This is a genomic window from Gottfriedia sp. NPDC057991 (assembly GCF_042886615.1).
GTDB lineage: Bacteria > Bacillota > Bacilli > Bacillales > Bacillaceae_G > Gottfriedia.
The window spans coordinates 39,884-63,614 of sequence record NZ_JBHVQN010000004.1 but is presented as its reverse complement, the minus strand read 5'-3'; the positions used below and the strand labels follow the sequence as shown (position 1 = coordinate 63,614).

Here is a 23,731-nt window from a genome sequence, read left to right as displayed (position 1 = left end):
GTATAAATCTAATAGTAGGAAGAAGGAAAGAGACTATGCTAGGTATATCAATCTATTTATCTGAAAAAAATATTGAGAAGAATAAAAAATATATCGAAATAGCAAAAAAAAATGGATTTCATTCAATTTTCACATCATTACACATTCCTGAAGATGACCCTTCAATTTATAAAAAACTTCTTCAAACACTTGGTACAGAGGCAAAGAAAAATGAAATGGAGCTTATGGCAGATATTTCAGCAAAATCACTTACACATTTAGGCTTAGATTATTCAAACGTCAGTGAGTTACTAAATTGGGGAGTTACTGGATTGCGAGTGGACTACGGACTGAAAGAAGTACAAATAGCAGACCTTTCTAAGAAAATGAAGATTGCACTTAATGCTAGTACACTTACACCTGCATTTTTAGATGAACTACTTAAATATGGATTACAAACTGAAAATGTAGAGGCTTGGCATAATTTCTATCCTCGTCCAGAAACCGGATTAGCAACAACTTATTTAATTGAAAAAAATAAATGGTTAAAAAGCTGCGGAATTTCAACAATGGCATTTATTCCTGGAAATGATGAAATGAGAGGCCCACTATTTAAAGGATTACCAACATTAGAAAAACATCGCGAAGTAGACCCTCTGCTGGCTTACTTAGATCTAAACCAAAACTGTTCCGTTGATAAAGTTTTGGTTGGTGATATTAGTATAAAGATAGAAACGATGGAGGCTCTTTCAAAAGCGGAGGACTATATGGAATTAAGATATAAACCATATTCACAAGAAGAAGAAATCCTTTCCATTGTAGAGCAAGTTCATACGAATCGAGAAGATCCTGCACGCGATTGTCTTCGATCAATGGAGTCTAGACTATACGGTAGCTTTGGTGAGAATAGTCTAAAACCAGCAAATACGATCACTCGCTCAATTGGATCTGTGACAATTGATAATGAATTATATGGCAGATATGGAGGTGAGCTACAAATTATGCTTACTAATCTACCGAGCGATGAGAAAGTAAATGTAATAGGGAAGATTATTGAAGACGATCTATCATTATTACAATATATTGGAGCGGGTAAGAAATTTAAGTTAAAGCGTGTTTAAATATAAATTAATCAATACCGAAAGCTAAAAAAACTAAGTGAATTTTATTGATAAATTCGTGAACTTCTTTGATATAGAGTTGGTTTTTGATAAAAAGTTTGGACCTTTCTTTTATATCAATTTTAGGATATTTATTTTTGGTTTTTTAATCCTTTTACTCTATTTCTTCATGATTATTGACCTTGTTTGAAAATTACTAATTTTTGATACAGATATGACTTTTTTATTTGTTGATTTACCAAAGCTATTTGCAGTTTTAACTTTATTAATTACATTTCCTCTGAATGTTTATTATAGGTTTAAAGTATAACTTTTTTAGATGAATATGATTGGAACGGAAGGATGCTCGACTCCTATGGGAAATGCAGGAAGGCTGAGACCCCACAGGAACGAACGTGACGAGGAGGCTCAGCTCATGCCCCATGGAAAGCGAGCATTCTGAAGTGGAAATCAACAAGGCATTCCTTATTTAATTGACAAATCATTTTTCAATGGAAAGAATCGTGTTTTAATTAGACGGTTCTTTTTTAGGTTAGACTGGGTCATTTGTAAACGGTATGATAAAGATACTTACAAAATATTAGTTCGAATGGTCGTGGAAAAATGGACGATAAGTATTATGATAATCTACTGAATATAAAAACAGAGGGTGAGCAAAAAGGATTTAATGAATCCTTTCATTATCACCGATATGAGCCAACACCTTATAGCGCTTTACAACAACTATTTAAACAATACATACTCTCAAGCAATGACCGAATAGTTGATTTCGGGTGCGGTAAAGGAAGATTAAATTTCTATATAAATAGCTTATTTAATGCTACTGTTGTCGGAATTGAAATGAGTGAAAAATATTATAATGAAGCTATTGAAAATAAAAAGAATTACATAAAAAAAACAAAGACAAGTGAAGACAAGATCCTGTTTTATTGCTGCTTGGCTGAAGATTATCAAATTAATCCATTAGATAATTGTTTCTATTTTTTTAATCCATTTTCAATCCAAATTTTTATGAATATCATTAATAACATTTTAATTTCAGTTGAGCATTCAAAAAGAAATGTTGAAATCATTTTGTATTATAGTTCTGATGATTATATTTATTTTTTGGAAAACCAGACTGCCTTTGAATTAAAACAAGAAATCCTATTAGCAGATGCTTATATGAAAAATCAAAATGAAAGATTTTTAGTCTATCGATTAACTTACTAATTTTATAAGATTCAAGGATTTATTGGTCATTATGGAGAATTTTTTTAAGTGGGATAAAAGTAAATTAAATAGTCGGAAGGAAGAGTTCAATTTGAATAATATTAATCCTTTTATAGAATCATTTAAAAATACAAACCAACAATTAGCGGGTAATGGATTTAGAAATATCCAAGTTCTAAAGGATGCACTAACAGATTTCAATGGTAGTGAAGAAAGCGATCTTTATGGAGCAGGGAATTTTATTGAAGATTTTCAAGAAAAAATGGCAAAGTTTTTAGGTAAGGAATCTGCAGTGTTTTTTCCTAGCGGTACGATGGCTCAGCAAATCGCATTAAGAATTTGGTGTGATCAAAAAGGAATCAATAAAGTTGCTTATCATCCTTTATCACATTTAGAAATTCATGAAGAAGATGGTTTGAAAAAACTACATAATATACATCCTATTTTACTAGCAGATAAAAGTCGTGTTATTGAGTTAGAGGATGTTTTAGCAATGGATGAGGAAATCTCTTGTTTATTACTAGAATTACCACAACGAGAAATTGGTGGACAACTTCCATCATATGAAACACTAGAATCAATTTCTTCATACTGCCGTGAAAAGGGAATTAAATTGCATTTAGATGGTGCTAGATTAATGGAAATTCTACCATACTATAAGAAGACAGCTTCTGAATTATGTAGCTTATTTGATAGTGTTTATATGTCATTTTATAAAGGCATTGGAGCAGTGGCGGGAGCAATTCTTGCTGGTGACCGAGATTTTATCGCCGAATCAAAAGTTTGGAAAAGAAGACATGGAGGAGATTTAATTAGTCTTTATCCTTACATAATAAGTGCAAATTATTATTTTGATCAAAGAGCAAATAAGATGGGGCAATACTATGACGATGCAGTTGAGTTAGCAAAGTTCTTTAATAGTTGTCATGCAATCAATACTGTACCGACTATTCCTGTTTCTAATATGTTTCATGTCCATTTTAATGCTCCGCTCGAAAAGATTAAAAACATACTTCAATCTATTCATGAAGAAACAAAAATTGGTATTACCGGTAACTTAAGACCAGTTAATGAGGAAGTTAGTTATTGCGAGATTAGTATTGGAGACTTATATTCAACAATCTCTAAAGAGGATCTTCACAGTATTTTTAACAAATTAAACGAGGAAATGAAATCACTATAAAACCATAATTGTGTAAGCAATGAATTTTTAATATAAATGAAAAAGGGAGTTGACTTAAATGCAAAAAATTACAACGTTTTTAATGTTTGAAGGACAAGCAGAAGAAGCAATGAATTTTTACATGTCACTATTTAAAGATTCTGAGGTTGTGAATATTTCGCGTTATGGAGCAGATATGGGAGAGTTTGAAGGGAAAGTAATACATGCTACTTTCACATTAAACGGCCAACAATTTATGTGCATTGATAGTACCGTTAAACATAAATTTTCGTTTACACCAGCTGTATCATTATATGTGACTTGTGAAACAAATGAAGAAATTGAAAATGCATATAAACAATTAAGTCAAGATGGTGAAGTATTAATGCCTTTACAGTCGTATCCATTCAGTGAAAAGTTTGTATGGGTGAATGATAAATATGGTGTATCTTGGCAATTAACTCTTGCAAAAAAATAAATAAAGAACTGCAAAGAAAAAATCGTGTTGGAAATAGTGACACGATTTTTTTCACCGTCAGTAGTACTGTTTTTAACAAATCACTCATTATTTTTATAATATCAAGTTTAAAATAAGAAGATTTATTGCAAACTTTTACTATATGAATTTTTATAAAGGTGAGAAATTAACTATATGAATGAAGTAAATTTGATTACTGAAAAAGAATTTGACGAACAATTAATTAATAAATATGCAAGTTTAATGGCTTTAGGTAATGGTTACTTAGGTTTACGATCTTGTCATGAAGAAGACTATGAAGGACAAACTAGAGGGATGTATATAGCTGGTATCTATAATCAATTATCTCCAAGTCAAACGACAAAAATTGTGAATCTTCCAGATCTAATTGGAATGGAAATTGAAATAAATGGTGATATTTTTTCCAATGCAACTGGCCAATTTACATTTTATGATCGAAAATTAAATATGCTGACAGGCGAATTATTAAGAGAGGTAATTTGGAAAAATAAAGACGGAAATCGATTCCACTTTTTGTTTCAGCGTTTTGTTTCTAAGGATGATTTACATTTACTTGCTTCAAAAATTAGTGTCACAGCTTTAGATTGTAATGCAAAGATTAAAATAAAAACAGGTATTAATGCGGAGTGTGTCAGTCAACAAAAGAATGAACTTACAGAAGAATTAGTAAGAATATTGGATAATAGAATTATGCATGGTGTTTATCAAACTACTGAGACTAAACATAAAATTGCGATCGCAACATGCTGTGTAACTCCTGATGAGAGTGAGGTTTCATATTTTACGTTAAATAATCAATTTCTAGCCTCAATTACACAAGAGCTCGTCGTTGATCGAACTGTAGAGTTTTCAAAAATTAGCTCAGTTTATACCTCTAATGATATGTTACGGGAAGAACCTTCTGCAGCTAGTGTTAATACTGTACAGAAATATTTATCAGAGGGTTATGATAATTTGAGAAATAGTACGACAATCAAATGGCAGGATTTTTGGAAGCAAAAAAGAGTAGTCATAACTTCAAAGGATCAAGCAGATCAGTTAGCTCTTGATTTTTCTTTGTACCACATTGAAGCAATGACTCCTGTGCATGATGACCGATTGAGTATAGGCGCAAGGGGATTAACTGGTGAGGGCAATAATGGATTAATATTTTGGGATACAGAGATGTTTATTGCACCGTTTCACTTATTTACTGAACCAGAGATTGCTAAAAAATTACTAAGATATCGCTATCATCATATTAAAGAAGCAAAAGTAAATGCATACCAATCAGGTTATGAGGGTACTTTATTTCCTTGGGCAAGTGCTTTTTCCGGAAAAGAAGAAACACAGAAAGCTTCAGAGAATAATACAAAACCCGAGATCGTCCATAGTTCAAATTTAGCAAAATCAAGTGAACATATTGTAGCTGACATTGCATTTGCTGTCGTACAATACTATGAAAATACGCTAGATGAAAGCTTTATGGCCAATGATGGACTTGAACTACTCAAAGAAACTGCGCGCTTTTGGGTGAGTAGGACAACCGATACAAATAGCGATTTAATCATTAAAAATGTCATCGGTCCAGACGAATATACAGATCAAGTAGATAATAATGCTTATACGAATTACATGGCTTTTTATAATGTGCAGAATGCGTTAAATTTTATGGGGAAATACAATGATCCTGATGCAGAATTAAAGCAAAACTGTACTGATTTTTTAAAAAGATTATATTTACCAACCCAAAATGATGAAAATATCATTCCGCAAGATGATACATTTTTAAGTAAACCCGAGATTGACTTAACGGAATATAGACAATCTATTGCAAGTCGGGAAATACTTTTAGATTATTCTCTACAAGAACTATATGAACTACAAATATTAAAACAAGCTGATGTTGTAATGTTGCTCTATCTTTTCCCTGATTTGTTCTCAACGGAAATCGCTAAAAAGAATATAGAATACTACGAAGAGCGTACTGTTCATGATTCTCCAATAAGTAAATCAGTTCACGCAATTGTTGCTGCAAGATGTGATTATCAAGAAGAGTCTTACCAATTATTTCAAGAAGGATGTTTAATCGATTTAGGACCGAATCCAAATTCTTCAGATGATGGAATTCATGCTGCGCCTATGGGAGCAAATTGGCTAGCTGCAATCTTTGGCTTTGCAAATATCTCCATGGACATAAATCGTTTAAAAATTGATCCAAAATTACCTTCAAATTGGGATAAAATGATTTTTCCATTCCTATGGCAAGGAGCAAGACTTGAAATAACAATTTCCAAAAAATCGATAACAGTTACAAAGGAATATGGTCCACCAGTATCATTAGAAATTGGTGGTGAAACATATAATTTAACAGAAAAGATAAAGGTTTCTCTTTAAGAAGATAGAAGAGAAGGATAAAAGGAAAAAGCAAAACACAATCTTTCATTTAAGATTGTGTTTTCATGGATTAATCATGATAAGTAAGTTGTGTGTTATTGATTTCCACTACAGTGTGCTCGCTTTCCATGGGGCGAGATTCTTTAGCCTCCTCGGCACCGCCTGCGGGGTCTCAGTCTTCCCGCTTATCCCATAGGAGTCGAGCACCCCTTTCGTTCCAATCAACTTATTCATCAAAAAAAGTCTGCAATAATCCTAATCAAATAGCCTTTACTTAGAGTAACTTAACTGTGGTATATTAATCAGCTTGTAGGTCAATTAATATCGAACATTAATTAAACTAATCCACTGAATTTGTTTTTCTAAAAATTAGCTCATAATATTTTTAACATCTGAAAAAAATCATTCCTAGTGATTATTGGAACATGAAATCGCTCAAACATATTAACATTTAAAACCATTAATAGATCATTCAAAAAACGAAAATTTCATCATTAATAAATGTTCATTTAATGTCCGTTTTCCCTATTGACCATTTTATATTTCAACACTCTGACAATCTTTCATTAAGATTGGGTTTTGTTTTTTAAATCTACTCTTCATACAGCTCTAAAGGTAAGCCATCAGGATCCTGGAAAAATGTAAATCTTTTATTTGTTAACTCATCAATACGAATTGGTTCTACAAATACACCATTTTGTTTTAAGTATTGAACACTTTCTTCTATATTAGCTACAGTAAAGGCTAAATGGCGTAACCCAACTGCTTCCGGATTTGTTTGTCGCTTCGGTGGATTTGGGAATGAAAATAGCTCAATTTGTCCATTTTCTCCTATACTTAAGTCCAATTTATAAGAGCCTCGCTCCTCTCGATAGGTTTCCTTAATTACCTTACAACCTAATAAATTTATGTAAAAATGCTTAGACAATTCATAATTAGAACAAATAATAGCGACATGGTGGATATTCTTAATTTCCATATTAAAACACCTTCTTACTTTGATTTACTAAAACTTTACTAGTTTAACATGATTAGTACTGTTTGAAAAAAGAATACTTTTCATTTTGACAGTATAGTTCATAGTTATAAGTGGAAAAATGAAATGTGGAATGTAAAAAGCTGGGCAAAACTTCAAAAAAAAATAATGGGAATAATCTCCCATTAAGTTTTAGAAATTTATCTTCTTCTTTTTTTATCATCTTTTGCTAAAACCTGAACTTTCTTAATTACTTCTAGTTCTACAATTACATGTACATGTTTATCATTTATTTGATTAACACTTAATACTTTAGCTTTTCGACCTTTAATGGAAATAGTATCTCCTTCAGAGGGGACATTTTTGAGTAGTTGGTTTAATAGTTCAACGTTTTTCTCAATATAGTGAACTACAATCATAGAGCTTCAACTCCTCTAATCATTCTTATCTTTATACAATATTTTAGATTAAATAAAATAAGAACAAATTTAAGCTGATTATTTAACAATACAAGTTCATATATTAAGGAATAACTTCAATTATTAGATGGTCGTTTTATTTTTGAAAAATTCTAACAAATTCTTTCGATTTTAAAAGTTATTTAATATAATTTAAGAAAATAACAGATTGTGAGGTAGCCAATGCATAAGAAAATTTTATCAATAATTGTGATAAGTATGCTTCTAGTAGGATGTAAGCATGGCGAAAAGTCTGTAAAAACAGTTAAAAATGATGATAAAAATCCTTCGAATGAACATGTAATTGATAAAGGAGAAATAGATACGATTTATTCTCCTTTAAATGGTTTACCAATAAGTCAAGCTAGTGAACAAAGACCTGTTGCAGTTATGGTTAATAATTATTATTTGGCTAGACCTCAAAGTGGACTAAGTAATGCTGATGTTGTTTATGAAATTTTAGCAGAAGGAGATATTACAAGATTTCTAGCCATTTTTCAAAGCAATATACCCGAAAAAATTGGACCTGTAAGAAGTGCGAGAGATTATTACATCAATTTGGCAAATGGTTATCATGCATTATTTATATGCCACGGAAATAGTCCTAAAGCGAAACAAATGATGGATTCAGGAATGATTGATGCATTAAACGGACTGATCTACGACGGTACGTTATTTAAAAGAGACAAAACGAGAAAAGCACCTCACAATTCTTATATTTTGAAAGGGGGTATTGAAAAAGGAGTTGCTCAAAGACATTACTCTTATTCAGAAAAAGTTGCTCCATTAGATTTTACCCAGAAAGAATTAGTATTTGATAACTCTTGGCAAAATGCTGCTGAAATTTTTATAAAATACTCTCATGATGCAAGAAATAATGTGACTTATAAGTATTCGAATTCAACTAAAGAATTTCAACGAGTTCAAAATGGAATTGTTGCAAAGGATGCCTTGAACGGGAAGGAACTTCAAATTAAAAATATTTTAGTTGTAGAAGCGACTCATAAAATTATTGATAGCTATGGTCGCCGTTCAATTGATATCGAACATGGTGGAAAAGGATATTATCTAGTTGATGGAAAGTATATGAATATACAATGGAAGAATGTAGATGGTCGAATCATTCCGTTTACACTAGATGGAACTGAAATAAAGCTTTCACCAGGACAAACTTGGATTAACTTTGTTCCATTTTTAAAAGATGTAACAATTAAATAAAGTACATGAAAGCAGATAATTTTATATAATTATCTGTTTTTTATTGATAAAGAATGACTACTAATTAATGTTGAAAGTCGCACTTCATAAGCTGTAAGTCTATGTTTGACCAAAAAAAATAACGATGTTACGATAAAAAATATTATTCGTTTATATATGGTGGGAAGGGGGCTCAAAGAGTGGCTAGTAAAATTGAAAATATAGGTTTAGTAAACGAGCGTTATAAAAATCTAAATGCGGATTGTGAGAGTTGCTTTGGTTTATGCTGTGTCGCATTACCTTTTGCTGCTTCGGCTGATTTTGCTAATGATAAAATTGCAGGCGAACCTTGTCATAATTTACAATCAGACTTTCGTTGCGGAGTTCACAAGAATTTAAGAGAGATCGGTTTCAAAGGCTGTACTGTTTTTGATTGCTTTGGGGCTGGACAAAAAGTATCTCAAGTAACCTTTAATGGAAAAGACTGGCGACAAAATCCTGAATTGGCTAATGAGATGTATGAAGTATTTCCAATTATGAAGCAACTGCATGAAATGCTTTGGTATTTAAATGAAAGTTTGATGATTAGTACTGCAAGTGAGATTCATAATGAAGTAAAAATAATTTTAGAAGAAACTGAAAAGCTAACACTTATGGAGCCTAAATTAATATTAAACTTAGATATTATCGCTCACCGTGCAGAAGTTAACTCTTTACTTATACGTACTAGTGAGCTAGCAAGGGCCGTGGCTTTGAAAAAATTTAACAACAATAAGAAGCCTCAAAAAGCAACCGGCAGGGCTTTAGACTTTATAGGTGCTAAATTAAAAGGTGCGAATTTTATCGGAGCTAACTTAAGAGGGGCCTATTTAATTGCTGTTGATTTAAAGGGAGCCGATTTAAGGGGTTCTGATCTAATCGGTGCAGACTTACGTGATGCTAATTTGAGTGGAGCGGACCTTACAGGAAGTATTTTTCTTACTCAAGCTCAAATTAACTCAGCAAAGGGAGATTATCACACTAGAATACCAGCAACACTTAAAAGACCATCTCATTGGTGAGGAAAATAAAAAAATGAACCAATTTATTTAGTGGTTCATTTTTTTATTATATACATACCAAGAAATAGCTATTAAGTAACCGATAAAAGGAGATGTTCCGTACCCCATTATCGGTACCGGGAAGTTTCCAAAAAAGCTTGAAAGAATACTAATCGAAAAATAGATCCCAAGACTAAACGATAATGGTTTTGCATTGGTTGGCGGAAATAAGAAAAATGGCATTGGTAAAATAAAAAGTGAGATTACCGCTAAGACTAGCCATCCGATTCCCATTTCCTTTACTAAACTTAAAATGTCTTCAACATAAGAAACTGGGGCAAGTTGATCTAAATGAGTCCAGCTGAAGACAATTAAAAGGATAAAAACAATTAATAAGAGTATTTGAACGCTTTTACTTTTTTTCAGATTTAGTAATAAAAATGAGATAGAGATCGTAAAAGCAGTTAGTTGAGATGCATCAGGTTGAAAAAGTAACATTACTGCAAAGAATAATGTAAATCCAAAAGTAACCCAAAATGGTTTTGATTTCAATAAACTTGCTAGTTGTATTATTAATAATGGAACTAAAACTAAAGCGATATTAAATCTTAATGGGCCAATTGCTACCCAGCGATGTACACCAAGTAATCCTTTATCCAAAAAGGTAAGTAAAAATAATATGAGTATGCATGTAATGACAATGATATTTGTCTTTTTCTTGGTGGATTTCTGATCTCTATACAGTACTAAAAAGGAGATTATTCCTCCTACAAGAGCAATAAAAATATTTTGACCGTAAATGGACGGAGACACCTGGTTATTGATCATGGCAAGTACTCCGATTATCATTGCTGGCATAGTTATGACGAGTGGTAATAAGTTTATTTTTTTAAAATTAAGCATCTTGTTCTAAATGGCCTTCCTTTACAATCGTTTTATTTTTGTTTAATAATATTGCGTAGTTTTTCTAACCCCTCGGCTAATTCATTATCGCTAACTAGCGAGTAACTAATTCGAAATGAAGAAAGATCTGTATTGTTGTTAAAACAAGCTACCCCAGGTAAAAATGAGATATTTTCATGATTAGCTTTTCTTAATAGACTAAAAATATCTAGATTGGATTCATGAAATGTTAGCCACAAATTAAAGCCACCATCAGGTATCCGAAAATTTAATTGATCATTAAGAGATGAAAGTATTTCAACACTTGTATCACGCCGAATTTGTAGAGCGATTCGTAGTTTTTCGATGTGACTTCGCATTCGATCGGTTCGTAGAAATGGTAAAATCGCTTTTTGTGTTAGTAATGGGCTACCCACATCCATTGAAGCTTTAACTGCAAGTAGCCATTCTAGAACCGGTCCATTTGCCAGCATTGCAGCAATTCTAACTCCGGGTGCTAAAGTTTTACTAAATCCTTTAATGTAGATGACGTGATTTGATTGATCATAATACTTAATTGGGTAATATTGAAATGCTTTTTCGAAATACATATCACTAAATGAATCGTCTTCAAGAATAAAAAAATGATACTGTTGTGCAAGTTCAATTAATTCTTTTCTTCGACCATTACTCATTGAGATTCCAGTTGGATTTTGAAAGGTCGGGTTAACATATATTAATTTTGGTGTAAATTTAATGCATATATCTTCAATTAAGTCTGATCGAATTCCCTCTTCATCCATCTCGACAGGTATTATATGAATCCCCTTATTTATAAAAATATCAAGTGCACCACCATAGCATGGACTCTCGACTATAATTGAATCCCCAGGTTTTAATAGTGCTTGTGCTACTAAGTCAATTCCTTGCTGAACGCCGCTTGTAATAATTAGATTTTCAGCTTTAGATCGTATTTTTTGAAATTCATATAAATGTTTAACAATTTCCGTTCTTAGTTCATGATCTCCTTGAACCGGTCCGTAGGTTGTTAAGATAGAAGCGTCATCTCTTAATAGTTTTTGCATTTCATCTGCTAAAAATTTATTAGGAAGCAGACGTGGATACACAACTGCCTTTGAAAAATCATATTTTAACTGTTCTCTATTTATTAAATATTGGGATCTTACAATATTGATTCCTAAAGTCTGTTGCCAGTTATTACTTAGATCGACTGGTGATGTTTTTTTTACTTTCTTGCTAATGAATACTCCTTTACCTGGCTCTACCGTGACATAGCCGTTTGTCTCTAACCATTTATAAGCCTTTCTAACAGTTAAAACGCTTATTGAAAGTTCCTCTGCCAATTTCCGTAAAGATGGTAATTTTTCGGCAGGTAAAAGTAGACCACTTTGAATGCTACCTGCAATTTGAGTGCATACTTGGAGATAAATCGGAACTGTTGATTTTTTATGGATTTGAATTTTCATAGATCACCACTAGTTTTTTATTTATAAATTAATTAAAAAAAGATCATTCGTCAATGGAAAAAGAGCTAACTGTTATATGCTCTATTATACTGTTATACTCCGACTTTAATATAATACTTTTATCAAAGGGGTGATGAGATGATCATTATTAATTATATTTTAATTTGCATTATTTTCGGTACAACTTTTCTAGCAATAAAATTCGGAATTGAGTCAGGAGTTTCGCCTTTATTTTCAGCTGGCATTCGATTTACATTAGCGGGATTGATTGTCATTTTATATTTCCTTCTTAAAGGGGTAAATATAAAGAAATTTATTTTTTTAAAACGAATTATGTATATTGGATTCTGCTTAACTTTTATGACATTTTCAACATTATATTGGGCTGAGCAATATATAACATCGGGCTTAGCCGCAGTTTTGTCTGCAACTGGTCCAATGATGATCTTACTTTTCCAATTAAGGAGAAATAATAAGGGAATTGAGCGTAAACAGCTAATCGCATTATTAATGGCTTTTGCAGGTGTAATATTTGTCTGTTTACCTGGTATAAGTCAGCATGTCTCTTCCTTATGGGTTGCCGCTTGTATCGCAGTATTATTAGGAGAAGCTTTTTACGGATTAGGATCGATTTCCTCAAAAGAAATATTAACAGAATACAGTACTGTATCGCCATTTCTAATCAATGCTTTTCAAATGTTATATGGTGGAATTTTTCTACTATTATTTTCGTTTTTATTGGAAAAACCGAAGATTGCTAGTTTAAGTTCTTGGGACGCAGGGTGGCCAATATTGTATCTTGTATTTATAGGTTCAATAGGGGGACACGGATTATACAGTTGGTTATTATCTAAGACTAATCCGGTCTTCCCCTCAACATGGCTTTATGTATCACCATTAATTGCAACTGTCTTAGGTTATTTTGTAATGGACGAACCGATTAAACCAATTATGGCGATTGGTGGCATACTAATATTATCTGGAGTATTCATTGCAAATTGGTCAACTTTTTCTATGTATAGAAAGCAAGGGAGGCTTTTAAAGAAAGAAGTGAATATTTCTAAGTAATATTGTTAATCTTGAATTTGCGGTCCGTTGAAATTTTGTAAAGCGAGTTGAGTTTACAGAATTCGAACGTATAACTAAAATGAAGAAAATCCACATGGAAAAAGAATTATCATGTGGATTTTCTTCATTTTATGGAACTATTTTAATTAATTATGATTTTTGAACAAATGCCCATATGTAACCGTCTGGATCTCTTAAGCAAAATTCCTTGTATCCCCACGGTTGAACAGTAGGCTCTGTGATGACTTTTTCTCCATTTGAGAAATCTAATGGCGTCAATTCTTTTTCCATTATACTTTCAAATAGTGGATCGACTTCATTTACGACTAATTGAAAGACTGCATCAGTATTGGATTGCGTATCTGTAGGATGGAGCATTAGCTCGCCATTCCCGGCTTTAAACCAATACATATCATCGTGACCTCTTAAATAGTCAAATCCAACTTTTTCATACCAGTTCTTAGAAGAGTTTGTGTCTTTACAAAAAATTACAATATCTAAAACTCCATTCATTTAATCAGCTCCTTTATATTTACTGTATTAACTATTCTTTGCAGAGCGTATACTTACCTTTTTTATTATTTGGTTCTGTTAAAGTAGATTGTTGATTTTCTAATTCAATAAATGGCAGTATAGTTGCAGAAGGAATAAGGACAAAATTAAGTTTGATTAAGGGATGGAAATAAGTGTCTAAAGAAATTATTGATTTAATAGAGCCTATATCAGTTGTTGGAAGAGTTGCTTTTGGAATTAATTGTTTGGAACGTATTTGTGATAATTTTAATATACATTTTTCAAGAATATAAGTGACTTGAGAGAATTAGGCAATGATTTGATAAGAATTGGATAACGGTAGCTTTTTCATTTATTGCATAATAAGGATACGAAAATATTGTAACCATTGCACAAATACCAATCTTTAAAACTTAAACATATTATCTTCTTGGAAAAAATGTATTAAAGAAAAGGTGTAGAACTGGAGGGATTTATATGCAAAAAGTCATTTTAAACAATGGTGTAGAGATGCCTATTTTAGGTTTTGGTGTTTATCAAATTCAAGATGAAAATGAATGTGAACAGGCTGTTTATGATGCACTTATGGCAGGTTATCGATTGATCGATACTGCTGCCTCTTACTTAAATGAAAAAGCAGTCGGCCGAGCATTAAAACGAAGTGGAGTGCCAAGGGAGGAAATGTTTATTACCACAAAACTCTGGGTACAAGATACAGGATACGAACAAACAAAGAAAGCATTTGAAAAGTCATTAGAAAGATTACAACTAGATTATTTGGATTTATATTTAATTCATCAGCCATTTGGTGATGTATATGGTTCTTGGCGTGCAATGGAGGAATTGTACCGTGATGGTAAGATTAAGGCAATTGGAGTTAGTAACTTTTATCCAGACCGACTAACAGACTTTATTATTCATAACGAAGTGGTTCCTGCTGTAAACCAAGTTGAAACGCATCCTTTCTGTCAGCAAATTGAAAGTCATGACCTTATGAAAGAAAATAATGTACAGATAGAGTCATGGGGACCATTCGCTGAAGGCAAAAATAACATGTTTCAAAATGAAGTTTTAGCATCTATTGCTGAAAAACACAATAAATCAGTAGCACAGGTTATCTTGCGTTGGTTGACACAAAGAGGCGTTGTTGCGATACCTAAATCAGTACGTAAGGAAAGAATCATCGAAAACTTTAATATCTTTGACTTCAAATTATGCCAAGAAGAACTGGAGAGGATTGGTGCATTAGATACGAAGGAAAGCTTGTTCTTTTCCCATAGGGATCCTGAAATGGTGAAATGGATTGGTAACCGAAAACTTGATATTTAACACACTAACACTCTCTTCCGAAATGATTGATAATAATTAGCCGATTTTCTTTGAGAAACATCGGTTTTTTTATTAATACTTTTAGGATTAGAAATAGTAAATTACTGCTAATCATAAGACATGTAAAAAATGGTCTACCAGAAATGTTTACTGGTTGACCAGAGTTCCTAAAGGCCTAGGTTTCCTGCAATAATCTCGTAAGTATCTATACCGTCTTAAAAAAGTAGATTCGTATTATATTAACTAATTAATGAGGCTCTCCATAAGTCGCTATGAGACTAATGGAGAGCCATTTTTTTTGATATTTCTTCTAATAATCAAATGTTATTAACGATTAAAGCAAATTGACTAAATTTGTCAGAAATAAAATTATATCAAATCTCGTTATAATGAAATTGTAATTTAATAGCTTTAAGCGGATGGGGCATTTATAAAGCTCGGGGAAAGAGCAGAAGTAAATAAGAAGAAAATTGGTAGGTGAGAAGAATGAACGTAGCTCTATTTAAAGAAATTCAATGTATATGCCTAGAGAAAGGCTGGACAAAAACTGATTTGGCTCAGAAGTCAGGTATTCATATTAGTGAAATAAGTCGTATTTTTAATCATAAACGCTCGCTCACACTAAAATATTTGGATGCCATTTCAGAAGCGATTGGGTTGGAGGAAGGCGCACTTTATTCATATTTTTATGAAGAGTGTTTTAATGAAGAACAAATTTTGGACAAGCGTAAAAGTGTACAGTTTTTATTCAAATGCTTTACGAATGGTTACGAAGAGCATTGTCAAAATCTGTTACAAGTTATGACAACTGAAAAATCAGTTACGATTCAAATCGATTATATGAATTATATTTTTTTCGTCGCAGAGGAGCTTTTTAAAGCTGGAAAAGAAGAAAAGGCTTTGTTTTTGTACGAGATTATTATTAAATGTGATTCAAAGGACGTTTTAGAACTGTTGGCAATTAGTTATTATAGGCGCTTTTATATTTTAAGAATGACAGAGGATGGTCATCACGCATTGACATATGTGTTGGAGTATCTGTATTGCATGCCGAAAAAAGTTAGAATGGAAGCATATTTATGGATCTCAGCTTTCTATTATAGGCGCGAGCAATGGGATGAGGTGCTTTACTACGCTGAGAGATTAAGGAAAATGGTTAAAGACGGAGAGTATTATGGAAGAGCACTTATGTATAAAAGCTTTGCACTTGCCCGCCTTGGGGGCTCATTAGAAGAGATATTAGAACTTATAGAACAATATGCGGGGGTAAATGATTATTTTGCTGATATAGCTAAAGGAAATCGCCTTGCTTCTTATTTAGATTACGGACAACTGGAGTATGTAGATCAATATCTTAGTTGGCTAGAAAATAGAGAAGATGTATATGTTGGATTACCAAAGGTGCTTGAAGCTTTTATTCGCTTGAATCGATTAGATGATGCTAAAAGAATACTAGATTTATATCATCATACAATTGAAGAATTGATAATAGATGCCGAACCATGGTTAAAACAGAAGGTGCATTTAGATTTTCGTTATGCATATGCTTTTTACCAGTGTGAAAGCCTACAGCTGCCAAATGGTTTAAATGAATTACTGGATGTAGCTTATACAGCAAATCAAATAGGCAATTTAGAAAGATTCAATAAATGTCTTCTAATATATTGGAGATATAAGGACTATGCGACTTCGGACCAAATAAATAAGTATATACAACTATTAAGTATTAATGGTATTAAGGAGAGCTCCTTGCGCAACTTTGCTTAATTCTATTCTATTAGTTTGAAGAAGAGAATTAAGTATAAATAAATTTTAAAAAAATACAATTTGACATAATTTTCAGAAAATAAAATTATATCAAGTTTCTTTATAATGAACTTATTAAGAAAAGAAAGTAGGGATAGTAGTTGAAAAAGAAAATGTTTAGAAATGTTACAACATTAGCATTAACAACAGGACTTATCAGTACTACAATGACACCAGGTTCCTTTTCACAACAAGTTCATGCACAAGCAACTTCAAAGATTGAACAAGTACTAGCACAACTGACGCCACAGCAACGAGAGGCAATTAAGCAATTGAAATTAAGTGACAAAGAGGGACTTCAATTATCTTCTGAAGTCGATCAAACTAGTGACAAGCTTACTCCTGTCATAGTTGAGTTTAAGGACAAGCCACAGCAGACAGCGGTTTTAGAAGCAGAGTCAGATGGTACAACTCTAACAGCTGCAGATGCAAAAGCAAAAGTAGATGCTTCACACGAAACATTCCAAAAAGATTTAAAAACAATTTTTAGCAGTGAAATAAAAGCAAAGAAAAATCCATATTCAATTAAACATTCATATAAAAAAGCTTTTAATGGAGTTGCAATGACAATTCCAGCTAATAAAGTAAAAGCTCTTCTTAAATCAAATGCAGTAAAAGCAGTCTATAGTGATTTGCAAGTTCAAGTAGAACCACCGTCTATTAGCGAATCATCAACATCAACAGAGAAAGCTGCAAAACATACGATGGTTACCTTTCCTGGTGTTGAAAAACTTCATCAAGAAGGCTTTACAGGAAAAGGTGTAAAGGTTGGTATTATTGATACTGGAATTGATTATAATCATCCAGATTTAAAAGGCGCTTTCAAGGGTGGTTATGATTTCGTCGATAATGACAGTGACCCAATGGAGACTACATATGCAGATTGGAAGAAGTCTGGTCAGCCTGAATTGAGTTCAGGCGGTGAAGCGTACTATACTGAGCATGGTACGCATGTTGCCGGAATTATTGCTGGACAAGCAAAAAACAATGCAGATTTTGCTGTAGAGGGTGTTGCACCTGAAGCTGATATTTATTCTTATCGTGTTTTAGGTCCATATGGTTCAGGTTCTACGTCAGCTATTTTGGCAGGTATCGATAAAGCAGTATCAGATGGTATGGACATCATTAATATGTCTCTTGGAGCAAATTACAATGATCCATTATATCCTACGAGTATTGCAGTAAACAATGCAGTACTTGCAGGGGTAACAGCGATTGTCGCTGCAGGTAACTCTGGGGACAGAATGTATTCACTTGGCGCTCCTGGTAATGCTCCTTTAGCAATTACAGTAGGTGCAAGTGACACGTCTGTTACAATTCCAAGTTTTTCAGGTGCACTTCATCCTTCAACAGGCGATATATCTGTTGATTTAAAATTAGCTGCTCAAGGTTTAACTGATAACGTAGCGGATTTTGAAGGTCAGACTCTACAAATGGTGAATGTATCATATGGTAATGAACCTAGTTATTTTAAGCGTGATGTGAATGGTAATTCTGTACCAATCGATGTAAATGGAAAAGTTGTTCTAGCCCAACGAGGTAGCATTGGAATTACTAAAATCATTGCGACAGCTAAATTACATGGGGCAAAGGCTGTTGTTTTATATGATGCGGATGTTCCTTTAGGTGACGTATATCTTGGTGACGGTTATGGCTTACTACCAACATTTTTAATGAGCAACGCACAAGGAAAAGCTTTAGCTGCTAAATTACCTATAGTTGGTGCGTCAGCAGGTACACCTTTAGACTTTACTTTTAGTAATATGAAACAAACAGTGACTGTGGGCGATAAATTGGCACCATTCAGTTCACGTGGTCCTTCTCGTGTGTTATATGATATTAAGCCTGAAGTAACGGCACCGGGTGTATCTGTTTTCTCTACTGTTCCTTCTTATATGCATGGAGCAGATCAAATTGGGAACTATCAATACGCATATGAGCGTTTATCTGGAACATCAATGGCAACTCCAAACGTTGTTGGGGTAGCAGCATTATTAAAGCAAGCTCATCCAGACATGACTCCTTCAGATATTAAAGCAACACTTATGAATACAGCGGATCCTTTATCTGATAAATACAGTGTATATGAAGTTGGTGCAGGACGTGTAAATCCTTATGACGCTGTTCATGCAGCGACGGAAATTCAAGTAAAAGACAAAACTTCAACAGTAAAAGATAATACCACTAATAATGGAGCAACTACTTTAGCAAGTAAGGGCATTAAACAAATTAAAAATATTACTGGTGCAATGAGTTTTGGCGAACAAGGAATTGGTGGTAAGGATTTGACAGATCAACGTTCAATCACGTTATTTAATAAAAGTTCTGAGGATAAAACATATGATGTGAAAGTACAATTCCATACGTTAAGTGCTAGGTATGCAGGCGACTCAAGAGCAGATCAGGACGCTGCTGTAAATGGAGTTACATTAGATGTTAAATCATCTATAAAAGTAAAACGATATAGTAGTGCTAATATGGATGCTACAATCAACGTTCCTAAAAATGCGAAGCTTGGGACGTATGAAGGGTATGTAGTTTATACAAACCAAAAGGATCCTAATGAAACTTATAAAATCCCATTTGCTATTCATACGGTAAAAGAAGGAATTGACTATTTGACAGGTAATCCCTCAGCGTTTACAGTGCCATACGAAGCGGCAAGTAATGCAACAAGATGGTCAATTGGCGTAAACTTTAAATTAAATTCTCATATGCGTTATTTTGATTTCTTCCTTGTCGATCCAAAAACAGATAAAGAATTCGGATTCTTAGGCTCAGCTGATGGAATGGGAGCAGATGAGAATATTGAGTATTATTTCCGAGGAGTTCTAAATAATGGTCAATACTATCCATTAACTGGTGATTCGGATAGTCCAATTGCATATGATCTGAAAGAGCTTGATCCAGGTTTATGGAAAATTAGAATGGTAGGAACAAATGATAAAGGTGAAACTTTCACAGCTGATGCACCGGTTTATAACGGGGTGAAAGAAGCAAAAGTAACAATGAACAATATGAAGGCTGGAGGCATTTACGAAACTGCTAATCCAACTGACACGAAAGTTACAGTATCAGGTAACGTGTTTGATAAAGAGATCGACGAAATGAAAGCAGCAGGCATTAATACTTCACAAGGAGATAATAATTTTACTTACTATAATCCTAATAACTCTCAAGAGAAAAGTATACCACTAGATTCACAAGGTAATTTCAATTCAGACATACCATTAAGTACATCTGGGCCAATTGTTAATGCAATTACAGAGTACGACTTCTCAGACTATAGCAAATCAACTGTTAGAAATTACGGTAGTTTCATTGATGCATATTTTGTTAGAAAAGGAACGGCTTATACTACAGCAATTGCTGATAAACAACGTATAAACATGGGTGAATCAACAACGGTAACGTTCTCAACAAAAAATGTAAAAACAAATGTGAAGAAAGCTGAATTTACTTTCCTTTACCCAAGTCAGTTCCTTGATTTAATCAATGTTCAGCCGAATGCTGCGTTTAAAGGCAAACTAGATGTTCAATATACAACTGCACCTTTTAATAATTCGTTAACAAAAATGACGATTACAGCAACGGCAACAGGAGACTTAGCGAACACAGGTATCGCTGGAGATGTATCATTAGTAGACTTAACATTAAAAGCAAAAGACCAGTACTACAAAGGACCGATGAACTTCTACAATGCAACTGGTTCAAGTAGATTCTTTAACGCTGTGTATACTAACGTGGATAATACGACTGTAACGACACAAGGTATTCAACCATATTTCTATATTACTCCGACATATTCTCTAATGAGAGCTCAAGTTCAAGCTGAAGGACTAATGTTGTTCGGTGGAGAACCTATGGCGAAACAAATTGACTTCAATAAAACAGGTTCAAAAATTAGTGTGAAAGATGTAAATGGTAAAGAATATGGTGTATCTGATCCTTTAGGTTACGCTGGCAGCTTAGGTCCATCAGCATTTAGAACGAGATTGCCGATAACTGATGATGATTTTACTTTGAAAATTGATGTACCAGGTCACTTTACATTCTCTAAAGATTTTACAGTTGGTGTAAAAGAAGATGGAAAAACTACAGCAGGATCGAAACCAATTAACTATGACTATATACCTGGTGGAGATGTAAATAAAGATAATGTCATAGATGTAAAAGATGCGATCTACATCCAAACGTATTGGGATACAAATAAGCGTGATGCTGATATTAACGATGATGGTGTTGTTGATGCAAAAGATATGCAATATGTCATCAATAACTACTTAATGCAAAATCCTTGGAATGACAATTCACCAAAAGCAGCTACGAAATATAAGGGCAAGACATTAGATGATGTTTTACAGGCACTTGGATTAGAGTAATTAAATATAAAAAAAACGGTAGCCTTTAGTGGGTTACCGTTTTTCGTGCTATAGAAAAATGATTGTGTCAAATATACCAAGGTTTTTTATTGTTTGATCAATTCAAAAGGGGGCATAGTAGAATTTATTTAAAGTAAACTTTTTTGATATAAAAATTGATTTGACTTACAAAAGTTAATTCATTTAAGTATTTATTTTTTTAGATAATGATAAGATTATTTTTTGGAATTTGAAGAAGTTGATTGGAACGGAAGGGTGCCCGACTCCTATGGGATATGCGGGAAGGCTGAGACCCCGCAGGAACGAACGTGACGAGGAGGCTCAGGTCTCGCCCCATGGAAAGCGGGCATCCTGTAGTGGAAATCAACTAACATATACTCTTTAACAACAGATAAAAAATCGTGCTTTTTTCCTTGATCCCGAACTTAATATTTAATTAAAATTTTGATTATTTTACCGAGAAATTGTGAAAAATAACTTGATGCAGAAGAAATCTGACCGATTTTACTTACACAGTTAAATAAGAATAATTTTAAAAAGATTAATAAACGTTGTGATACAATGGATTAGTCATTTTTGAGTAAATATATGAAACAACCATTATTATTAATGATAGAAAATAGAAAGTAAGGTAAATATAATGAATAAATTTTTTAGTTTAGGTTTAAGTGAGGAATTAACGGAGTATTTAACTGAATTAGGGATAACTGAGCCTACTCCGATTCAAGAGAAAGCAATCCCAATCGTATTTGAAGGTAAGGATTTAATAGGGCAGGCGCAAACAGGAACTGGTAAAACATTTGCATTTTTATTTCCAATCCTTGAAAGAATTAATTTAGAATTACCACATACACAAGCATTAGTAGTTGCTCCAACAAGAGAGCTGGCTCTCCAAATAACAGCTGAGGCTAAAAGGATTGTTAGTGATGATTTCGGTGTCCTTGCTGTATACGGTGGACAAGATGTTGAACAACAAGCGCGTAAACTAAAAAGTGGTGCCCATTTAATCATTGCAACACCTGGCAGACTTTTAGACCATTTAAGAAGAGGAACTATTAAATTAGATAAGGTTGATTTTCTAGTGCTCGATGAAGCAGACCAAATGTTACATATTGGATTTTTACACGAAGTAGAAGATATTATCAATCAAACTCCTATATCGAGACAAACGTTATTATTTTCTGCTACGATGCCAGAACAAATCCAATCACTTGCAAAGCGTTACATGAAAAAGCCGGAAATTATTAAAGTAAAAGCTAAAAGAATTACACTAGATGAAATTGAACAATTAATTATTGAAACAACCGATCGCGGAAAATTTAATGCCTTATTGACTCAAATCAAAGAAGCAGAACCGTTTCTAGCAATCATTTTTTGCAGAACAAAAAGAAGAGCTAATAAATTAAATGAACAGCTTAAAGGAAAAGGTCTTTTATCTGAAGAACTACACGGAGATTTAACTCAAGGCAAGCGCGAAAAAGTTATGAAATTGTTCCGTGAAGCTAAAATACAATATCTTGTAGCAACAGATGTAGCAGCTCGAGGAATTGATGTCGAAGGTGTTACTCACGTGTTCAACTATGATATACCACAGGATACAGAAAGCTATGTACATCGAATTGGAAGAACAGGACGTGCAGGAGATACTGGTATTGCGATTACATTTGCTACTCCAAAGGATTTTCAAGATATGAGAGTAATTGAAAAAGAACTTAATCTTTCAATTAAGAGAATAGAAATGGAAAGAGGAGAAAGTTCAGACAGAGCGAGAGAAGAAAGATCAAGAAATGCAGGTAGAGAAGAAAGATCGAGAAATGCAGGTAGAGAAGAAAGATCGAGAAATGCAGGTAGAGAAGAAAGATCGAGAAATGCCGGCAGAGCGGAAAGAACAGGAAATGCAGGTAGAGAAGAAAGAACAAGAAATGCCGGCAGAGCGGAAAGAACGGGAAATGCAGGTAGAGAAGAAAGAACAAGAAATGCAGGTAGAGCGGAAAGAACAGGAAATGTAGGCAGAGCGGAAAGAACGGGAAATACAGGTAGAGCGGAAAGAACAGGAAATGCTGGTAGAGAAGAAAGAACAAGAAATGTAGGTAGAGCGGAAAGAACAGGAAATGCAGGTAGAGAAGAAAGAACGGGAAATACAGGTAGGGAAGAAAGAACAAGAAATGCAGGTAGAGCGGAAAGAACAGGAAATGTAGGCAGAGCGGAAAGAACGGGAAATACAGGTAGAGCGGAAAGAACAGG

At 33.4% G+C, this 23,731-nt stretch carries 17 protein-coding genes; 12 read left to right on the top strand and 5 right to left on the bottom strand.

Annotation, left to right across the window (positions count from 1 at the left end):
• Positions 1-35: 35 nt before the first annotated feature.
• The 5 genes from ACFVR2_RS14790 to ACFVR2_RS14770 all read left to right on the top strand — a co-directional run bounded on the left by ACFVR2_RS14790 (position 36) and on the right by ACFVR2_RS14770 (position 6,349).
• Complete coding sequence (locus ACFVR2_RS14790; protein WP_387362925.1) at positions 36-1,100, top strand: DUF871 domain-containing protein; 1,065 nt, start codon at positions 36-38, stop codon at positions 1,098-1,100.
• 603 nt (positions 1,101-1,703) lie between these two features.
• Positions 1,704-2,312 (top strand): methyltransferase domain-containing protein, encoded by a 609-nt coding sequence (locus ACFVR2_RS14785; RefSeq protein WP_387362923.1) that lies wholly within the window; start codon positions 1,704-1,706, stop codon positions 2,310-2,312.
• 91 nt (positions 2,313-2,403) lie between these two features.
• Positions 2,404-3,495: a threonine aldolase family protein gene (locus ACFVR2_RS14780; protein ID WP_387362921.1), complete on the top strand. Its 1,092-nt coding sequence runs from the start codon at positions 2,404-2,406 to the stop codon at positions 3,493-3,495.
• A gap of 58 nt (positions 3,496-3,553) precedes the next feature.
• Entirely contained in the window at positions 3,554-3,952 is a 399-nt protein-coding gene (locus ACFVR2_RS14775) for a VOC family protein (RefSeq protein ID WP_387362919.1), read from the top strand.
• A 174-nt stretch (positions 3,953-4,126) separates the two neighbouring features.
• Complete coding sequence (locus tag ACFVR2_RS14770; protein WP_387362917.1) at positions 4,127-6,349, top strand: glycoside hydrolase family 65 protein; 2,223 nt, start codon at positions 4,127-4,129, stop codon at positions 6,347-6,349.
• Between the two features lie 592 nt (positions 6,350-6,941).
• On the opposite strand, the gene gloA2 is transcribed toward ACFVR2_RS14770, so the two are convergent.
• Both gloA2 and ACFVR2_RS14760 read right to left on the bottom strand, forming a co-directional pair.
• Complete coding sequence (gene gloA2, locus ACFVR2_RS14765) at positions 6,942-7,328, bottom strand: SMU1112c/YaeR family gloxylase I-like metalloprotein (protein WP_387362915.1); 387 nt, start codon at positions 7,326-7,328, stop codon at positions 6,942-6,944.
• Positions 7,329-7,525: 197 nt separating this feature from the next.
• Positions 7,526-7,744: a hypothetical protein gene (locus ACFVR2_RS14760; protein ID WP_387362913.1), complete on the bottom strand. Its 219-nt coding sequence runs from the start codon at positions 7,742-7,744 to the stop codon at positions 7,526-7,528.
• A gap of 222 nt (positions 7,745-7,966) precedes the next feature.
• On the opposite strand from ACFVR2_RS14760, the gene ACFVR2_RS14755 reads away from it, so the two are divergent.
• Together ACFVR2_RS14755 and ACFVR2_RS14750 are read left to right on the top strand one after the other, a co-directional pair.
• On the top strand, positions 7,967-9,001 hold the full coding sequence (locus ACFVR2_RS14755) for a DUF3048 domain-containing protein (RefSeq protein ID WP_387362911.1): 1,035 nt from the start codon (positions 7,967-7,969) through the stop codon (positions 8,999-9,001).
• A 179-nt stretch (positions 9,002-9,180) separates the two neighbouring features.
• A complete protein-coding gene (locus tag ACFVR2_RS14750; RefSeq protein WP_387362909.1) occupies positions 9,181-10,041 on the top strand; it encodes a pentapeptide repeat-containing protein in 861 nt (286 codons plus the stop codon).
• A 27-nt stretch (positions 10,042-10,068) separates the two neighbouring features.
• Here ACFVR2_RS14750 and ACFVR2_RS14745 read toward each other — a convergent pair whose 3' ends face one another.
• The gene (locus ACFVR2_RS14745) at positions 10,069-10,923 is read right to left on the bottom strand and encodes an FtsW/RodA/SpoVE family cell cycle protein (RefSeq protein ID WP_387362907.1); all 855 of its coding nucleotides are present in this window, start codon (positions 10,921-10,923) and stop codon (positions 10,069-10,071) included.
• A 32-nt stretch (positions 10,924-10,955) separates the two neighbouring features.
• Positions 10,956-12,389: a MocR-like pyridoxine biosynthesis transcription factor PdxR gene (pdxR, locus tag ACFVR2_RS14740; protein WP_387362905.1), complete on the bottom strand. Its 1,434-nt coding sequence runs from the start codon at positions 12,387-12,389 to the stop codon at positions 10,956-10,958.
• A gap of 138 nt (positions 12,390-12,527) precedes the next feature.
• Here pdxR and ACFVR2_RS14735 point away from each other — a divergent pair, with 138 nt between their 5' ends.
• Positions 12,528-13,457, top strand: a complete 930-nt coding sequence (locus ACFVR2_RS14735) for a DMT family transporter (protein ID WP_387362903.1) — start codon at positions 12,528-12,530, stop codon at positions 13,455-13,457.
• 150 nt (positions 13,458-13,607) lie between these two features.
• Here ACFVR2_RS14735 and ACFVR2_RS14730 read toward each other — a convergent pair whose 3' ends face one another.
• Positions 13,608-13,970: a VOC family protein gene (locus ACFVR2_RS14730; RefSeq protein ID WP_387362901.1), complete on the bottom strand. Its 363-nt coding sequence runs from the start codon at positions 13,968-13,970 to the stop codon at positions 13,608-13,610.
• 477 nt (positions 13,971-14,447) lie between these two features.
• On the opposite strand from ACFVR2_RS14730, the gene ACFVR2_RS14725 reads away from it, so the two are divergent.
• The 4 genes from ACFVR2_RS14725 to ACFVR2_RS14710 all read left to right on the top strand — a co-directional run.
• Entirely contained in the window at positions 14,448-15,299 is an 852-nt protein-coding gene (locus ACFVR2_RS14725; protein ID WP_387362899.1) for an aldo/keto reductase, read from the top strand.
• 486 nt (positions 15,300-15,785) lie between these two features.
• Positions 15,786-17,066, top strand: coding sequence for a helix-turn-helix domain-containing protein (locus ACFVR2_RS14720; RefSeq protein WP_387362897.1), 1,281 nt, complete (start codon positions 15,786-15,788; stop codon positions 17,064-17,066).
• Positions 17,067-17,206: 140 nt separating this feature from the next.
• Positions 17,207-21,487, top strand: a complete 4,281-nt coding sequence (locus tag ACFVR2_RS14715) for a S8 family serine peptidase (RefSeq protein WP_387362895.1) — start codon at positions 17,207-17,209, stop codon at positions 21,485-21,487.
• A 640-nt stretch (positions 21,488-22,127) separates the two neighbouring features.
• Positions 22,128-23,731: DEAD/DEAH box helicase (locus ACFVR2_RS14710; protein WP_387362893.1), on the top strand; the 1,604-nt coding region annotated here is incomplete at its 3' end.